15 protein-coding genes and 2 pseudogenes are annotated in these 15,381 nt (G+C 52.1%); 9 read left to right on the top strand and 8 right to left on the bottom strand.

Annotated elements, in window-relative coordinates; all coding sequences use genetic code 11:
- Nucleotides 1–67 precede the first annotated feature (67 nt).
- Nucleotides 68–1,624: an IS66 family transposase gene (tnpC, locus tag AAIR21_RS04115; RefSeq protein ID WP_434680028.1), complete on the top strand. Its 1,557-nt coding sequence runs from the start codon at nucleotides 68–70 to the stop codon at nucleotides 1,622–1,624.
- A 3-nt stretch (nucleotides 1,625–1,627) separates the two neighbouring features.
- Here the strand turns inward: tnpC and AAIR21_RS04110 are convergent, their stop codons facing one another.
- From AAIR21_RS04110 to AAIR21_RS04100, 3 genes and pseudogenes are all read right to left on the bottom strand, one after another.
- On the bottom strand, nucleotides 1,628–1,780 hold the full coding sequence (locus AAIR21_RS04110) for a hypothetical protein (RefSeq protein WP_434680039.1): 153 nt from the start codon (nucleotides 1,778–1,780) through the stop codon (nucleotides 1,628–1,630).
- Nucleotides 1,781–2,499: 719 nt separating this feature from the next.
- On the bottom strand, nucleotides 2,500–3,246 hold the full coding sequence (locus tag AAIR21_RS04105; RefSeq protein ID WP_149376589.1) for an SDR family oxidoreductase: 747 nt from the start codon (nucleotides 3,244–3,246) through the stop codon (nucleotides 2,500–2,502).
- Nucleotides 3,247–3,469: 223 nt separating this feature from the next.
- Nucleotides 3,470–3,593, bottom strand: a pseudogene (locus tag AAIR21_RS04100) (LysR family transcriptional regulator); the annotation flags it as partial.
- Between the two features lie 225 nt (nucleotides 3,594–3,818).
- Here AAIR21_RS04100 and AAIR21_RS04095 point away from each other — a divergent pair.
- The 3 genes and pseudogenes from AAIR21_RS04095 to asd all read left to right on the top strand — a co-directional run bounded on the left by AAIR21_RS04095 (nucleotide 3,819) and on the right by asd (nucleotide 5,856).
- Nucleotides 3,819–4,271 (top strand): cyclophilin-like fold protein, encoded by a 453-nt coding sequence (locus AAIR21_RS04095; protein ID WP_032678070.1) that lies wholly within the window; start codon nucleotides 3,819–3,821, stop codon nucleotides 4,269–4,271.
- A 37-nt stretch (nucleotides 4,272–4,308) separates the two neighbouring features.
- Nucleotides 4,309–4,503: pseudogene (locus tag AAIR21_RS04090) on the top strand (M3 family metallopeptidase); the annotation flags it as partial.
- Between the two features lie 234 nt (nucleotides 4,504–4,737).
- Nucleotides 4,738–5,856 (top strand): aspartate-semialdehyde dehydrogenase, encoded by a 1,119-nt coding sequence (gene asd, locus AAIR21_RS04085; RefSeq protein WP_183516395.1) that lies wholly within the window; start codon nucleotides 4,738–4,740, stop codon nucleotides 5,854–5,856.
- Between the two features lie 87 nt (nucleotides 5,857–5,943).
- Here the strand turns inward: asd and iraP are convergent, their stop codons facing one another.
- The 3 genes from iraP to AAIR21_RS04070 form a co-directional block, all read right to left on the bottom strand.
- Nucleotides 5,944–6,279, bottom strand: a complete 336-nt coding sequence (gene iraP, locus AAIR21_RS04080) for an anti-adapter protein IraP (RefSeq protein ID WP_014169912.1) — start codon at nucleotides 6,277–6,279, stop codon at nucleotides 5,944–5,946.
- A 135-nt stretch (nucleotides 6,280–6,414) separates the two neighbouring features.
- On the bottom strand, nucleotides 6,415–7,320 hold the full coding sequence (locus tag AAIR21_RS04075; RefSeq protein WP_047955545.1) for an alpha/beta fold hydrolase: 906 nt from the start codon (nucleotides 7,318–7,320) through the stop codon (nucleotides 6,415–6,417).
- A gap of 51 nt (nucleotides 7,321–7,371) precedes the next feature.
- Complete coding sequence (locus tag AAIR21_RS04070; protein WP_279256883.1) at nucleotides 7,372–7,980, bottom strand: TetR/AcrR family transcriptional regulator; 609 nt, start codon at nucleotides 7,978–7,980, stop codon at nucleotides 7,372–7,374.
- Nucleotides 7,981–8,199: 219 nt separating this feature from the next.
- Here AAIR21_RS04070 and AAIR21_RS04065 point away from each other — a divergent pair, with 219 nt between their 5' ends.
- On the top strand, nucleotides 8,200–9,396 hold the full coding sequence (locus AAIR21_RS04065) for an MFS transporter (RefSeq protein WP_183516393.1): 1,197 nt from the start codon (nucleotides 8,200–8,202) through the stop codon (nucleotides 9,394–9,396).
- A 38-nt stretch (nucleotides 9,397–9,434) separates the two neighbouring features.
- Here AAIR21_RS04065 and AAIR21_RS04060 read toward each other — a convergent pair whose 3' ends face one another.
- Entirely contained in the window at nucleotides 9,435–10,424 is a 990-nt protein-coding gene (locus AAIR21_RS04060) for a 2-hydroxyacid dehydrogenase (RefSeq protein WP_014169916.1), read from the bottom strand.
- 252 nt (nucleotides 10,425–10,676) lie between these two features.
- Between AAIR21_RS04060 and AAIR21_RS04055 the strand changes: the two genes are divergently transcribed.
- The 4 genes from AAIR21_RS04055 (at nucleotide 10,677) to AAIR21_RS04040 (ending at nucleotide 14,370) form a co-directional block, all read left to right on the top strand.
- Nucleotides 10,677–11,000 (top strand): hypothetical protein, encoded by a 324-nt coding sequence (locus AAIR21_RS04055; RefSeq protein WP_020884249.1) that lies wholly within the window; start codon nucleotides 10,677–10,679, stop codon nucleotides 10,998–11,000.
- A 217-nt stretch (nucleotides 11,001–11,217) separates the two neighbouring features.
- Nucleotides 11,218–13,857, top strand: coding sequence for a YdbH family protein (locus AAIR21_RS04050; RefSeq protein WP_149376585.1), 2,640 nt, complete (start codon nucleotides 11,218–11,220; stop codon nucleotides 13,855–13,857).
- Nucleotides 13,854–14,045, top strand: a complete 192-nt coding sequence (locus AAIR21_RS04045; RefSeq protein WP_014169918.1) for a YnbE family lipoprotein — start codon at nucleotides 13,854–13,856, stop codon at nucleotides 14,043–14,045. Before AAIR21_RS04050 ends, AAIR21_RS04045 begins: the two co-directional genes overlap by 4 nt.
- Nucleotides 14,046–14,052: 7 nt before the next feature.
- Nucleotides 14,053–14,370 (top strand): YdbL family protein, encoded by a 318-nt coding sequence (locus AAIR21_RS04040; protein ID WP_014169919.1) that lies wholly within the window; start codon nucleotides 14,053–14,055, stop codon nucleotides 14,368–14,370.
- Here the strand turns inward: AAIR21_RS04040 and feaR are convergent, their stop codons facing one another.
- The gene (gene feaR / locus AAIR21_RS04035; RefSeq protein WP_149376584.1) at nucleotides 14,371–15,279 is read right to left on the bottom strand and encodes a transcriptional regulator FeaR; all 909 of its coding nucleotides are present in this window, start codon (nucleotides 15,277–15,279) and stop codon (nucleotides 14,371–14,373) included. It abuts the gene before it with no gap.
- Between the last annotated feature and the right edge of the window lie 102 nt (nucleotides 15,280–15,381).

Below are 15,381 nucleotides of genomic sequence, written 5' to 3'. Positions count from 1 at the left end.
ACTGGAAACATCCGCAAAGAACAGAACGTCCTGGACTTCGGATATAACCCGTTCATAACGTTGAGAAATGGATAACTCGCTTCCCGACGATATCGAACAGCTTAAGGCCCTGCTGATTGCACAGCGGGCGCTTATACAGCGCCTGTCTGGAGAGATAACCGGATATGGCCGGGAGATCGATGCGCTTCGGGGGCTGGTCGCTAAACTGCAGAGAATGTTGTTCGGGCGAAGCAGTGAGAAAAACCGCGAGAAAATCGAAAAGAAGATCGAACAGGCAGAAAAACGGATAACCGAGCTTCAGGATAAACTCGGTACCGTGCAGTCGCAACTGACCTCAATGGCCGGTGATACGGGACAGGAGAACGTGGTCACTCCGGGTCGTAACCCCCTACCGGCAACACTTCCCCGCGAACGCAGGATTATCCAGCCACAGGAAACCGAGTGCCCGGCCTGCAGCGGCAGGCTGAAACCACTGGGCGAAAGTCTCTCCGAACAACTGGATATCATCAACACAGCCTTCAAAGTCATCGAAACGATCCGGCCAAAACTGGCCTGCAGTCGGTGTGACTGTATCGTGCAGGCGCCACTGCCACCGAAACCCATCGAGCGTAGTTACGCCAGCCCGGGTCTGTTGGCCCGCATCATCATGGCAAAGTTCGCGGAACATCTTCCCCTGTATCGTCAGGCTGAAATCTATGCCCGGCAGGGCGTGGAGTTGAGCCGCAATACGATGGGACGCTGGGTCGACATCATGGGAGAGCAGCTTCGTCCGCTGTATGACGAGCTGAACCACTATGTGCTGATGCCGGGCAAAGTGCACGCCGACGATACGCCGGTGAATGTACTGGAGCCGGGAAGCGGCAAAACCCGTACCGGGCGGCTGTGGGTCTATGTTCGGGATGATCGCAACGCAGGTTCAAGCATGCCAGCGGCAGTGTGGTTCTCATACTCCCCCGATCGCAAAGGTATCCACCCGCAGCGACATCTGGCGGGCTACAGCGGCATCCTGCAGGCCGATGCGTACGCAGGTTACAATCCTGTCTACGAAAGTGGGCGGGTAACTGAAGCCGCCTGCATGGCACATGCCCGCCGTAAGATCCACGATGTTCACGTTCGCCATCCAACGGCGGTAACAGCAGAGGCGCTGAACCGTATCGGGGCGCTGTACGCCATCGAATCGGAGATCCGCGGCAGTCCGGCAGAAGAACGGCTGGCGGTCAGAAAAGCCAGAACGGTACCACTGATGCAGTCGCTGTACGACTGGGTACAGCAACAGATGAGCATGCTGTCGCGTCACTCAGATATGGCGAAGGCGTTCGCGTACCTGCTGAAACAGTGGGATGCCCTGAACGAATACTGCCGCAATGGCTGGGTGGAGATCGACAACAATCTGTGCGAGAACGCGCTCCGGGTGGTAGCGCTGGGTCGCCGTAACTACATGTTCTTCGGCTCTGATAGTGGTGGCGACAGTGCAGCAGTGATGTACAGCCTGATCGGAAGCTGCAAACTCAACGGCATAGAGCCGGAAGCCTGGCTGCGCCACGTGATCAGCGTCATCAATACCTGGCCTGCCAACCGCGTGAAAGAGCTGTTGCCCTGGAACGTCAGCCTGCCTGTAAATTAAATTTTACTCTACGTCCTCAACGAGGCGCTTACTAAGATTCTGAATTCCGGTCAGGTTCAGACGATCGCGGGCCGTGCGCAGGCGTGCTTCGCCACGGCGATCGTACTGCTGGGTGGTGGTGACGCTGGCGTGAAAGATACTACGTTTGCCACACATTATGGGAATATAGGAAAGTGCTATTTACTTCTTGAAAATTATCAAATGGCTTTGAAGCTTGTATGCAAATCTTATGAGGCATTTACGTTAGGTTCGTTGAGTTATCAAGACGTACATAATATTGGTTATGCTGCAAAGTGGCTAAGTGAAATATATCGAATTATAGAGCCTACAAATGTTATGAGTTTGTACTTTATTCTATGCGCAAGGAATTTATGGCGGAACGACATGCCTATTGAAGCAAATAAAATTGATGCCTATATATCGTCCTTGCCAACGAGCGCTGCTAATGAATCGATAATTAGTCTAGAAGCATGGCAGATACAAAAACACTGTAATGACTTCGTTACAAACACTCTTTCAAGTAAAATAAATTTATAAAGTGCTGTCTAAATCTATTTACGCCTTTAGGGGCGCGAAATTTTAAAATTTACGATGCCCTACCTCATATTACCATTAACTACACCTTCACCAGTAATGATTAACTGGTGGAGGTCAAAAATCGTAGCCATATTACTGTTACAGCATATGTCAAAGCTAAGTCAAGAGGTCCGGGGCAGGGCAAAGCTCAAATGTCCGCTCTGTGCCAGAAGCGGACATTTCTCGCTGTTAGGTGCAGGAAAAATCGTGTTTTTAGGCTTAGGAAAAGGCATAGGGGTATGCCGAATCTGAAAGCCTAAATCCTGTTAGTTTTTCTCCAGTTGCCGCCACTAAACTAATTACAATTCCTGAGCCGTTGGTCTGAAAATAATTTCACTCACACCAACATCTTCTGGTTCATTAATTGCGAAGGCTACCATGCGTGCAAAGGTTTCTGCTGGCACGCCAATATTTTCAACGTAATCCTGGTTTGCAGCCTTAACATCTTTATCCGTTATATGCTCCAGCAGTTCTGTTTTAACAGCACCGGGGGAGACTAACGTGACGCGAATGTTATGTGCCGCCATTTCCTGGCGCAAACCGTCGGTTAATGCTCGAACAGCAAATTTTGTCGCCGAATAGACAGCAGAACTCTGGAAGACAAGGTGTGCAGCAACAGATGCGGTGTTAATGATATGACCTGTTTTTTGTGATTTCATATAAGGCAGCACCGCAGCAATACCGTGTAGAACCCCGCGCAGATTGACATCAATCATCTGATTCCATTCATCTACATTTCCCTGCTCAAGTCGGGAAAGAGGCATCAGGCCGGCATTATTGATAAGAACATCTACACGACCGAATTTGTTGACCGCAGTCTCAATGAGGTTGTTTACGTCATCAAGTTTCGTCACATCGGTTGCGACGGCGATGGCTTCTTTATTCTGCTTTTGGAGCTCATTCGCAATGGCCTCAATGCGGTCTATTCTCCGCGCTGCCATCACAACCTTTGCTCCTTTTTCAGCAAGATAACGTGCAGCCGCTTCACCCATACCGCTTGATGCGCCCGTGATTACAATTACTTTGCCTATGATGTTATCTGTCATTTTTACTCTTCCTGAATAGGAGATGGGCTGTTGTCACCACTATCAGACTGAGATCAGGTTCAATCTCTTCAGACTTCAGTGACACATTCCTGAACAGGGATAATCTTAGCAGTAGAGCATTAATTCGATAATGCGTATAAATTTATATTGATTATGAGTACAGCTCATTAATTGGAGATACGTTACGGGTAGTTCGTATGAGCAGGAGGAGCTGCAGCCGTTATTCCCGCGCCGATATTGCCTGGCTGAGAGCAGGTTGCGCCCCCTGGTTTAGCCTCCGCACGGGTTAAACTCCCTTCGCGGGCGACGGTAATGGAATAAAGGAGGCCATTCAGATTACGTTTCATCGGTGAAATACTCACAAAACATAACTATAGCTTATAAGCCCATTAAGCAATCATTAGCTAGTCAGCATACATCTATCGTGTAGAATTTCCAGTAAGAGAAGAGTCCGGAGATAAGCATACGGATCTGAACCCATTTGATAAATTGACCTCTTTGTAAAAGCTTATCTAAAATAATCATTGATGCTGCACCTGAAATGTGCAGCACATTTTCGGGAGAGAATCTGGATGAAAAAAATATTATTCCTGTTATTTATTATCATCACGAGCTTTTTATTCCCGGTTCGTGCCAGTAATTCTTTACAGACAGACAAGGAAGAAGCCGTGACCATTAAAATGACTATCAATCAGCAAACTTTTTACATTGAACTTAAGAATAATCCAGCCGCACAGGCATTTATTGAACAGCTTCCCCTGACTCTAACGATGGAGGAACTTAACGGGAACGAGAAATTTGCTGATCTGCCCCGTCCCTTACCGACCCGCCAGGTCAAACCTGGAACCATTAATCAGGGCGATCTCATGTTATATGGCCATCGTACCCTGGTACTTTTTTATGAGACCTTTCAGACAAACTACGGATACACACCCGTTGGCAGAATAATAGCGCCAGAAAATCTTGGTAAAATTGCAGATGAAAAAAAAGTAATAGTAACGTTTACCACAGATAAAAAAGGTTGACCTGTATTATCAAACACTGAATCTGGATTACCTATAGACGCAAATGCTGGCAGACGATGGCTATCAGTGGTTTGTTGAGCAGGGCGACTTAACCCGCGATAACGGGCAGAAATTCCGCGAGGCGATTCTGTCGCGCGGCAATAGTAGTGATTGAGCTGAACTTTACCGGAACTGGCGCGGCCGCGATCCGAGGATTGAACCGACGCTGGAGAATCGCGGGTTGAGTGCGTAGCGCTGATTCAGATCAGCCACAAAACCGGGCGTGAGGCCCGGTTTTTGTTTGATTATGTCTTCCCCACAATTTTTATTAATTATGCCGTGTAAAAGGTATAAAAATTGCTGATGCCGTATGAAACATTTTAATAATGGCCGAATGTGATGCAATTCGTAATGACCATTAATGTGGGATGAGATATAACATGTTTTGAAAAATTAACATTCTCATAACGTCATTAAGGTTAAGCAAATGAAGCAGGTTGGTATTGTTGGTTGGCGAGGAATGGTGGGTTCTGTTTTGTTACAAAGAATGGTCGAAGAGAACGACTTCGACAATATTTCCGCGCATTTTTACAGTACTTCCAGTGCAGGGGCCGCTGGTCCCGTCATTGGTGGCGTCAACCACACACTCAAAGATGCTAATTCTATTAGCGCCCTGGCCGAAATGGATATCATCATAACCTGTCAGGGCGGGAATTATACCAAAGCAATTTATCCTGCGTTGATTAGCCATGGCTGGCAAGGCTACTGGATTGACGCGGCCTCAGCGCTCCGGATGGATGAAAAAGCCTGCATTATTCTCGACCCGGTCAACCGCACAAATATCGATCGTGCCATCAAAGAGGGAATTAAACTTTTTGTTGGGGGCAACTGTTCCATTACGCTGAGTCTTATGGGACTGTCAGGGTTAATTAAAGCTGACCTGATAGAATGGATGAGTGTGATGACCTATCAGTCTGCATCCGGAGCGGGTGCTAAATATGTCCGGGAATTAATTGCTCAAAGCGCTTATATCAGTAAACATTTATCTTCTGATGAGCTGGAATCCTCAGGTTCAGTGCTTCCTTTAGTCAATAAAGTGAGTGAATTAATTAACAGTGCTAACATGCCCATCCAGAATTTCGGCGCGCCTTTAATGGGCAGTATTATTCCATGGATTGACAGCGATTTAGGGGATGGTAATAGCAGAGAAGAATGGAAGGGTGAGGCAGAAACGAACAAAATCCTTGGTCTTTCTCCGGGGACGATTGCAGTAAATGGCTTGTGTATTCGGGTCGGTGTGATCCGTTGCCATAGTGCTGCAATAACCTTGAAGCTCAAGCGTGAAGTCAGCGAAGAAGAATTTGCAGAGCTTGTGACGCATTCCCATCCATGGGTTAACTATGTGCCCAATAATAAGGATGACAGTGTCAGTAAATTGACTCCCGCTAACATTAGCGGTTCGCTGCAGGTGGGTATTGGCCGTTACAAGAAAATGTCGCTTAACAATGACCCTATTTACTCGGTTCTGACGGTCGGCGATCAGCTGTTGTGGGGCGCTGCGGAACCCTTGCGACGGATGTTGAATATTCTGTCTGGCAAAGTCTAATCACGCTCACACGGCCGTGGCGCGCTGCGCGTAAGGCGTGGGTTTAACGAGAAGCTGGAGACTTAACTCCAGCCTCAAGGAATGGTTTCAATCTGAGGCCGTTTCGCCTGGGGCTTCCTTTAATGATTCGATACTTATCTCTGAGTCATTAGTTTCGAGTAGCTGGGTTAATAAAATCAGGTTATTGAATTCGTTCAGTAACATTTCAGCGTCGGATTTGAGCGGCGTATCTGCTGCTTCAAGCGCTGCGTTGATCGCTTTTCTGACATTCTCGAGCATTTCGTTCATACCGCCATTTTTACCAATGGTCAGTAACAACGCGCCTATCAACAAAGACTGCGCTTCTACTTTGGCCGCCAGCTCTTTAGCTTCAGCGTCCATTTTGGAAATTTTTGCGATAACACTGAGTATCAAGTTTTTCATAATGCCCCCTTATTTTCTTTGCGAGATTAACTCCTTAATAAATTTTGAGCGAGGTTTATTTTATGGCGACAGCAATTGTCTTTGTTGATGAAGCAGGGCACGGTGCCAGCAGTGATCAACACCGTGCGCTTCCTGTTAACGGAAGAAGTCTGCCAGGGCCTCACTCAGGGCCTGAGGTTGTTCATCGGGAATGAAATGACCGCAATGAGCAAGCGTAATGCCACTCACCGTCTCTGCAAACTGGCGAAGCGGGGCAGCCATATCGGCAATCGAACCCTGATCGGCACTGACGGCCAGCAGCGGCACCCGAAGTTTTTGCGTTTCAGCCAGCGTCCGGTTCTGAACAGCGGAGACCGCCGCTTCTCTGTAAGGGGCCAGCCCGGCACGCAGCGCCCCGTTTTGCTGCATCAGGCGGACATACCGGGCGATATCCGCATCGCTAAAGGCCATCGGACTGGCAGTTTTTCGCCGCAGGAACCATTCGAGGTAAATCTCTTCACGCCCGCTAATTAAGGCTTCCGGCAGGTCGGGGAGAAGATGAAACGCGAAGTGCCAGGTTTTCCAGGCTTTTTCTGGCGTCGCGGGCAGGGCGTCCGGCAAAGTAATACCCGGGATACCGGCATCAAGCAGAGCCAGCTTGATTACCTGCTGTTCATAACGCAGGGCATACGGCCAGGCAACCCATGCACCTACATCGTGGGCGGCCAGGTAATGTCTTGTGATCCCAAGTGCCTGCACCAGCCCAAAAACCGAACTGGCAAGCGTAAGGGTATCGTAGCCAGACTGTGGCTTATCGGAGTCGCCCTGGCCCGGGAGGTCGAGTGCGATGATATCGTAACGATCGGCTAAAAGAGCCATCACCTTATGCCAGGCAAACCCGCTTTGCGGGAAGCCTGCAAGCAGCACGATTGTTTCACCTTGCGTCTGTCCGCCTCTGACATAGTGCAGACGAACCCCATCGACCGTTGAGTAATAGTGCGCAAAACCGGGCAAGTCCGCGACAGGCTGCGACCACGGAAGGGGGATTGAATTCTCAGACATGACTACCTCCAGCTATTTAGGAAATGATCATTTCCTTTATGAGTAAATTTTTTAGGCGAGTAGCGCCATCACCGTCTCTACCAGCCGTTCGCGTGCCGGTAATTCTCCGGCTTTGCCCGCCACACGCATGCCCAGGACCAGGCACAGCAAAACGCCGCTCAACGCCTGCGAGTCGTGTCGAGAATTAACTGAACCGTCCTGCATACCCTGTTCGATCAGCTGGAGGATCGCGTGCTGATTTCGCGCAAGCGCGCTCTGCACCAGCCCGGCAATTTCGCCGTCAAACTGGCTGAGTTCAAGGGTGCTGCCGACCACCAGGCAGCCGCGGCGCCCTTCGACAGCGCTGGCCGATTCAAGATAAAAGTTCAGCAGCTCGGCTATTTTGGCCCGGCCATCAGGTTGTCGCGCCAGACGCTCGCGCAACGATTGATTGCGCAGGGAGGTATAACGTGAGAATACCTGCAGAAACAGGCCACGTTTATCGTGAAAGGCTTTATAAATACTGCCCGCAGTGAGCTGCATCGCGTCGCTCAGGTCACTTATCGACGCGCTGTGGTAACCCTTTTCTCTGAATACCGGCATCGCCAGATCCAGGGCCGCATCGAGATCAAATTGCCGCGGACGTCCGCGCTCGCGTGCGTTCTGTAGCTTCTCAGACATTGTGCTCATCATTTAGGAAACAATCGATTCCTAAATACTCCCATAAATGGGCGTATCTGGAAAGCGTGAAGTTCTATAAAAAGAGTTTGCCGCGGCAGAAGAGTGGAGAGGTCATTTTAGCTTCAACACGCTCCGGTATACTGCATCGTGATTTTAACAGGGCGTCGAACGTACAGGCCGTCGCTAACAGAGCCAGCCAATATGCAAAAGGCAGGAATTATGTCTCTTCGTTCACTGCGGGCGTTGTGCCTGACAAGTTTTTTCATTGCTGATGTTCGCGATGGCCTCGGGCCCTTTCTCGGCATCTTCCTGACGGAACGTCACTGGACCCCGGATGATATCGGCATCCTGATGACCGCCGGGGGGCTGGCGGGATTACTGGCAACGCTGCCGGCGGGATTTATTACGGATACCTCCCGCAATAAGCGTTCGGTTCTGGCACTGCTTTGTATCGCCATTACGCTGAGTACGCTGCTGCTCTGGTTTAGTCAGCAGAGCGGCGTCGTCGCCGTCTCGCAAATTATCACCGGTATCTGCGCGGCGTTTGTGGGGCCACTGATTGCGGGTATTACGCTGGGTCTGACGGGCCCGAGCGGGTTTAGCGCGCAGATGGGGAAGAACGAGGCGTTCAACCACGCCGGCAATTTCCTGACGGCGGTGATTGCAGGCGGCATTGCCTGGTTCTGGGGCGTCGGGGGCATTTTCCTGCTAATGACCTGTACGACGCTTCTGACGTTGTGCGCGCTGCTTGCCATTCGTCATACAGATATCGATAACGATGCGGCGCGGGGGCTGACCTCTTCAGCCCGTCAACCAGTCCCCGGCGTCGCGGTGCTGATTAAAAACCGGGCGCTGTTGATAACCGGGCTGACGCTGCTGCTGTTCCATCTGGCCAATGCCGCACTGCTGCCGATGCTGAGCATGAGGGTTGCTGCGGCACCGGCAACCATCAATCCCGGATTATTTGCGGCGGCCACCGTCATCATTTCTCAGGCGGTGATGATCCCCGTCGCCATTGGGGTGGCAGGCCGAATTGAGCGCTACGGTTACTGGCGTTTCATCATGCTGGCCCTGCTTATTATGCCCGTTCGGGCGGCACTGGCAGCCTCCACAGACGCCCCGTTGATGATGATCCCGGTACAAATTCTTGATGGTCTGGCCGCGGGGATCCTGGGCGTTGTCGTGCCGTCGTTTATCGTGGTGCTGTTGCGCGGGAGTGGGCACGTGAATGCCGGGCAGAGTGTGGTAATGCTGATGCAGGGTGTCGGGGCAGCAATGAGCCCGGCGTTAACCGGCACCATTGCCGGTCATTACTCTTTTGCGACGGCCTTTAGTGTGCTCAGCGCCATTGCGCTGCTGGCTGTCCTGCTCTGGTGGCGCTTTGCTCACCGGAGCTGGACACCAGACCGGGCGTAGCTGGCCGGGCAGGGCAGAGCCGCACCCGGCACACGGGTTTACACGATAGCGTTAGGGCACTCTTCACCCTTTTCCAGCTGCTGCAAGTTCCCCAGCGTGGTTTCTGAAATGCTGATCAGCGCTTCGGCAGTCAGAAACGCCTGGTGTCCGGTGAACAGGACGTTATGGCAGGCAGACAGACGGCGGAATACGTCGTCCTGGATCACGTCATTAGATTTGTCTTCAAAGAACAGATCGCGCTCATTCTCATACACGTCCATCCCCAGCGCGCCAATCTTCTGGGTCTTCAGCGCTTCAATAGCGGCCTGGGAATCAATCAACCCGCCGCGGCTGGTGTTGATGATCATCACGCCATCTTTCATCTGGTCAAACGCCGCCTGGTTGAGCAGGTGGTAGTTTTCCGGCGTCAGCGGGCAGTGCAGGGAGATAACGTCAGACTGTGAAAACAGCGTCGGCAGGTCGACATATTCCACGCCCAGATCCAGCGCGGCAGCGCTTGGGTACGGATCAAACGCCAGCAGACGCATACCAAACCCTTTCAGAATGCGCAGGGCGGCAACGCCAATCTTACCGGTACCGATAACGCCCGCGGTTTTACCGTACATGGTAAAGCCGGTCAGCCCTTCCAGAGAGAAGTTGGCGTCACGGGTACGTTGATAAGCACGGTGAATACGACGGTTCAGTGACATCATCATACCGATGGCATGTTCCGCGACCGCTTCCGGAGAATATGCCGGGACGCGGACCACCTTCAGCCCCAGCTCTTTTGCGGCATCAAGATCTACGTTGTTGAAACCAGCGCAGCGCAGGGCGATATATTTCACGCCCTGTTTTTTCAACTCTTCCAGCACCGGACGGCTGCCATCATCATTCACAAAAATGCAAACGCCTTCACAGCCGTGCGCCGTTTTGGCGGTTTTTTCGGACAGCAGAAAGTCGAAAAATTCAAGCTCAAACCCGTAAGCCTCGTTAACATGTTGCAGATACTTTTTGTCGTACTGCTTTGTGCTATATACCGCGAGTTTCATAAGACTTTCTCCAGTGATTTTGCATTCACGTTAGCATGATTAAAATTATCTTACAATTTCTGAAATATTATTGAATTCAATAAGTTCTATCAATTATTTTAGAGCATCTTTACCCGTTAACTCTATGATATTCAATCTACACCCCTGCTTAAGTATAGATTTGATGCACCCTGGGGCGGAGGTGTCAGAAGGTGGGCGAAGTGGAAGCGTTACAGGATGGCAGATGTACCAGATTGCTAAAGAGAATTGATTATGTCACCACAACTTGAGTTATCCCTAAACCCACCTATGTGGCCCGCTTTTTGCTATTTTATTGTATCTATTGCAATTTTTGTCCTCCTGTATCTGGGGAAGATAAAAATCAACCGACTCCGCAAATACCCTCTCTTCATTGCTTATACATTGCTCGTGATTGCAGTCGCTGCCGTACAGATAAACATTTTTGCGAATGGTCATGAGTTTGTGAATGGATTTTTGCACATAGATTTTGATCCTTATCGGTATGACTCCGTGTACTGGGGTTCCCTGGTTTTTGCGATGGTTTACCTGCTGGCAATGCCGCGCAACAAATTCTAACTTTTGACGCTACAACGCTGAAGGTCGTCTTGAAATACAGCCTAACCCATTGAATTTAAGATGACTTATTGACGTTAAGTATAATAAAATTTTTAGCGCATACGGTCAGAGCATCTATCCTTAAATTTGGCATTCTCTTCAACTGACTGGCTAAACATGCGACAATGATCGGCACTGTCGGCTTAATTCTTTCGCTAAATCAGGATATTAACTGCCCATGAGGGGTACATACAAAGCCGCAATCGCGCTCTTACTGCTGTTCATTCTGGTGCCGCTGACGCTGCTGATGACCCTTGCCCAGTGGGTACCAACCCTTGCCGGGATCTGGCTTCCTGTCGGGACACGCATCGCCTTTGAACAAAGTCCCAGACTCACGCGTCATGCCCTGATCATCCCCGATCTTCGCTATCTTGTGGATGACTGCGAAATTGCCCGAGTCGATAACGCGACCCTGTCGCACCCCAGCCGCTGGAAACTGGATGTCGGCGCGCTCGAACTGAACTCCGTTTGCCTCAATAAAATTCCCCAGTCCGCACCGTCCACGGTCGCGCCCAAAACGCTGGCGCAGTGGCAGGCGGTGTTACCGAATACCTGGCTTACTGTCCATCGTCTGACGCTCTCGCCCTGGCAGCAGTGGCAGGGAGAACTTCAGGCGTCGCTGACGCCCGCGCGCCAGGAGATTGCCTACAAAGGTGAGCAGGTCAGTATTAAAGGGATGCTCCGCGGTCAGACCCTCTCTGTCACCCAGTTCGATGTACAACTTCCCGACCAGCCACAGCCGATAAAACTGGTGGGACAATTCACCCTGCCGCTGGTGCCGGACGGCGTGCCGGTTAAAGGCCATGCGGTTGCGACCTTTAACGTGCCACAGTTAACCTCGCTGGTCGATGCCGATCTCGACTGGGAAGCCAATCAGGGGCAACTGGTGGTCATGGCGCGGGATAACCCCGATCCGCTGCTCGATCTGCCGTGGCAAATAACCGCGGAACAGCTGAATATCAGTGACGGACGCTGGAACTGGAACCTTTCCGGCATGCCGCTGAGCGGGCGCGTTGGCCTTCGTGTCGATAACTGGCAGGCGGGGCTTGAGAAAGCGACCCTGACCGGGCGTCTGAATGTGCTCACTCAAGGGGATGCGGGGAAGGGTAACGCGGTGCTGAATATCGGACCGGGCAGGCTCAGTATGGAACAAAGCGACATGCCGCTTCATCTGAGCGGCGAGGCGAAACATAACGACCTGGTGCTCTATGCCAGACTGCCGGCAAAACTGACCGGAAGCCTGTATGAACCGCAGCTCTCCTTTGAGCCGGGCGCGCTGCTGCGCTCACGTGGTCGCATTATCGATTCACTGGATATTGATGAAATTCGCTGGCCGCTGGCGGGCGTTAAGCTGACCCAAAAGGGGGTCGATGGACGCCTGCAGGCCATTTTGCGGGCGCACGAGAACGAGATGGGTGATTTTGAACTGCATCTGGATGGCCAGGCCAGTGACTTTTTACCCGACAACGGCTTGTGGCAGTGGCGCTACTGGGGCAAAGGGGGCTTCACCCCAATGAATGCGCGCTGGGATGTTGCCGGAAAAGGCGAATGGCGCGACAAACTTATTGAGCTGACCGCGCTTTCAACCGGTTTTGACCAGCTCAAGTACGGTGCCATGGAGGTCAGTAAACCCCGTCTGGTGCTGGATAACCCGGTGCGCTGGTACCGCGATCCTGACAAGCCGACGTTCAGCGGAGCGCTGTCGCTGAATGCCGGGCAAACCCGTTTCAGCGGCGGCAGCGTATTGCCGCCGTCGGTGCTGACCTTCAGCGTAGACGGAACAGACCCGACACTGTTCCAGTTCAAGGGCGATCTGCATGCTGATGCTATCGGACCGGTACAGGTTAACGGACGCTGGGACGGGGAACGCCTTCGCGGGCAGGCCTGGTGGCCGAAACAATCGCTCACCGTGTTCCAGCCGTTGATCCCGCCAGACTGGAAAATGACGCTGCGTGACGGCGAACTGTATGCGCAGGTGGCCTTCTCGGCCGCCGCGGGTCAGGGCTTTGAGGCGGGCGGTCACGGCGTACTGAAAGCCGGTAGCGCATGGATGCCAGACAACCAGATCAACGGCGTCGACTTTGTCCTGCCGTTCCGGTTTAGTGAGGGCACCTGGTCGCTGGGAACGCGCGGCCCAGTAACCTTGCGGATTGGCGAGGTGGTAAACCTGGTGACCGCGCGGAATATTACGGCGGATCTGCAGGGTGACTACCCCTGGAGTGAGGCGAACCCGCTTCTGCTCACCAATGTGAAGGTGGAAACCCTCGGCGGAAAAATCACCATGCAGCAGTTGAGGATGCCGCAACACGATCCGGCGCTGTTGCGGGTAGACAATATCTCCTCCAGCGAGCTGATCAGCGCTGTTAATCCGAAGCAGTTTGCGATGTCTGGCCCGGTGAGCGGGGCGCTGCCGTTCTGGCTGGACAATGAAAAATGGATCATCAAAGATGGCTGGCTGACCAACCCCGGCCCGATGACGCTGCGTATCGATAAAGACACGGCGGACGCCATCGTAAAAGATAATATGGTGGCGGGCGCCGCAATTAACTGGCTGCGCTATATGGAAATTTCTCGCTCGTGGACAAGAATCAATTTAGATAATCTGGGTGAATTAACCATGCAGGCGACCCTTAAGGGAACCAGCCGGGTAGAGGGTAAAAGCAGCTACGTTAATCTGAACTATACCCATGAAGAGAATGTCTTTACCCTCTGGCGCAGCCTGCGTTTTGGAGACAACCTGCAAACCTGGTTTGAGCAACACGCGGCAATACCTGGTATCCGCAGTTCGACTGGCAAGGAAAGTGAGGAACAACAATGAAAAAGATGGCTGGTGTGCTCACCGTTGCCGTTGCCGCGCTACTGACCGGCTGTACGCCGCGCATTGAAGTCGCCGCGCCGAAGGAGCCGATTACCATCAATATGAATGTCAAAATCGAACATGAGATCCACATTAAGGTCGATAAAGACGTTGAAACCCTGCTGAAATCACGCAGCGATCTGTTCTGAGGATGCCATGAAACGATTAGCTCTGATGTTACTGGCGCTCGGCATGAACGTGCAGGCGGCAACGCTGACCTTAAATGACGCCCGGACGCAGGGGCGCGTGGGGGAAACCCTGAGCGGTTATCTTGCACCAATCAAACAGGATGCGGAAACCCTGGCGCTGGTCAATCGCATTAACGCCGCGCGCACGGAAAGCTATCAGAAGCTGGCTGACAGCAACAATCTGCCGGTGGACGAAGTAGCGAAAATGGCAGGGCAAAAGCTGGTTGCCCGCGCCCAGCCGGGCGAGTACGTGAAAGGCATCAACGGGAAATGGCTGAAGAAGTAGTTAGCGAAAGCGCTTACGATATTCGCCAGGCGAGACGCCAAAACGTTGCTTAAAAGCGGTTGAAAAATGGCTGTGGTCGGAAAAGCCCCAGCTGTAGCCAATGCCCGCCAGCTTTTCATCATCGCTGGCGGAGCGCAACACTTGTGCGCACAGGTCGAGACGGCGGTTTTTAATGTACTGGGCGACCACCAGCCCCTTATCAGCAAACATGCGGTAGAGGCTTCGCACCGACATCCCGCTCTGTGCGGCAATCCATTCCGGTCGCAGTGATTCAGACTGAATATGATCGTCAATCAATGACAGCACATTGCGGAACAGGCGTTCTTTACGCGGCTGAGCCACGTCGCGCTGCTGGAACGCGGGGCGAAGCAGACAGATCATCGCTTCCAGCGCCGCTTCACTCTCCCGGTCACTCAGATCGGCATTCCCCATACTTTCCATCAGCAGGTGGTGGCTTAACTGAACGGTGGGCAGCGTGCGCGAAAGGGTGAGCGCGCAGCTTACCTCCTGAAAACGACACTGTTGCTCAATAATCTGGCGCGGAACCAGCAGCGAAATCTGGCGGGATTTTTCGTGCCAGGCAATGGAGCACGGGCGGGAAGCATCAAGCAGCGTGATATCGCCGGTCTTCAGCACCGCGCGGCGGTCGTCCTGTTCAATCTCCGCGCTGCCTTCCAGCTGAAATACGGTGTAGAACCAGGCATCGTTACTGTCGTTAATCTCATGGCGGGAGCGGAACAGGTTAACGCCACCTGCGGTTACGGTGCTTAACTTCAGGCTACGGGCATAGCTGGTTTCCAGCTCGCCGAAGAATTCCCCCTCCAGCGGACGCGCATTAAAACGCCCGCAGACCTGGTTAATTTGTGCCAGCCACTGTTGATACTGTTCCTCTTCGCTTGCACACGCCATCGCTTATCTCGCTGCACCGTCAATGTTTTTGCATTGTTGCATTTGTGTTGCATTTTGTCAGAGCTATGAGGCTGACTATAGGAAAGAACACTCACCGGTAAC

Source organism: Enterobacter sp. PTB, assembly GCF_051130085.1.
Classification (GTDB): Bacteria; Pseudomonadota; Gammaproteobacteria; order Enterobacterales; family Enterobacteriaceae; genus Enterobacter; species Enterobacter ludwigii.
Note: the sequence above shows the minus strand (reverse complement) of the source record. Positions and strands in the feature narration are given on the sequence as shown.

Excerpts from the sequence above, each read along its gene's own strand:
- tnpC (WP_434680028.1), top strand. The coding sequence starts at position 68 with ATGGATAACTCGCTTCCCGACGATATCGAACAGCTTAAGGCCCTGCTG.
- AAIR21_RS04110 (WP_434680039.1), bottom strand. The coding sequence starts at position 1,780 with ATGTGTGGCAAACGTAGTATCTTTCACGCCAGCGTCACCACCACCCAG.
- AAIR21_RS04105 (WP_149376589.1), bottom strand. The coding sequence starts at position 3,246 with ATGACAGATAACATCATAGGCAAAGTAATTGTAATCACGGGCGCATCA.
- AAIR21_RS04095 (WP_032678070.1), top strand. The coding sequence starts at position 3,819 with ATGAAAAAAATATTATTCCTGTTATTTATTATCATCACGAGCTTTTTA.
- asd (WP_183516395.1), top strand. The coding sequence starts at position 4,738 with ATGAAGCAGGTTGGTATTGTTGGTTGGCGAGGAATGGTGGGTTCTGTT.
- iraP (WP_014169912.1), bottom strand. The coding sequence starts at position 6,279 with ATGAAAAACTTGATACTCAGTGTTATCGCAAAAATTTCCAAAATGGAC.
- AAIR21_RS04075 (WP_047955545.1), bottom strand. The coding sequence starts at position 7,320 with ATGTCTGAGAATTCAATCCCCCTTCCGTGGTCGCAGCCTGTCGCGGAC.
- AAIR21_RS04070 (WP_279256883.1), bottom strand. The coding sequence starts at position 7,980 with ATGTCTGAGAAGCTACAGAACGCACGCGAGCGCGGACGTCCGCGGCAA.
- AAIR21_RS04065 (WP_183516393.1), top strand. The coding sequence starts at position 8,200 with ATGTCTCTTCGTTCACTGCGGGCGTTGTGCCTGACAAGTTTTTTCATT.
- AAIR21_RS04060 (WP_014169916.1), bottom strand. The coding sequence starts at position 10,424 with ATGAAACTCGCGGTATATAGCACAAAGCAGTACGACAAAAAGTATCTG.
- AAIR21_RS04055 (WP_020884249.1), top strand. The coding sequence starts at position 10,677 with ATGTCACCACAACTTGAGTTATCCCTAAACCCACCTATGTGGCCCGCT.
- AAIR21_RS04050 (WP_149376585.1), top strand. The coding sequence starts at position 11,218 with ATGAGGGGTACATACAAAGCCGCAATCGCGCTCTTACTGCTGTTCATT.
- AAIR21_RS04045 (WP_014169918.1), top strand. The coding sequence starts at position 13,854 with ATGAAAAAGATGGCTGGTGTGCTCACCGTTGCCGTTGCCGCGCTACTG.
- AAIR21_RS04040 (WP_014169919.1), top strand. The coding sequence starts at position 14,053 with ATGAAACGATTAGCTCTGATGTTACTGGCGCTCGGCATGAACGTGCAG.
- feaR (WP_149376584.1), bottom strand. The coding sequence starts at position 15,279 with ATGGCGTGTGCAAGCGAAGAGGAACAGTATCAACAGTGGCTGGCACAA.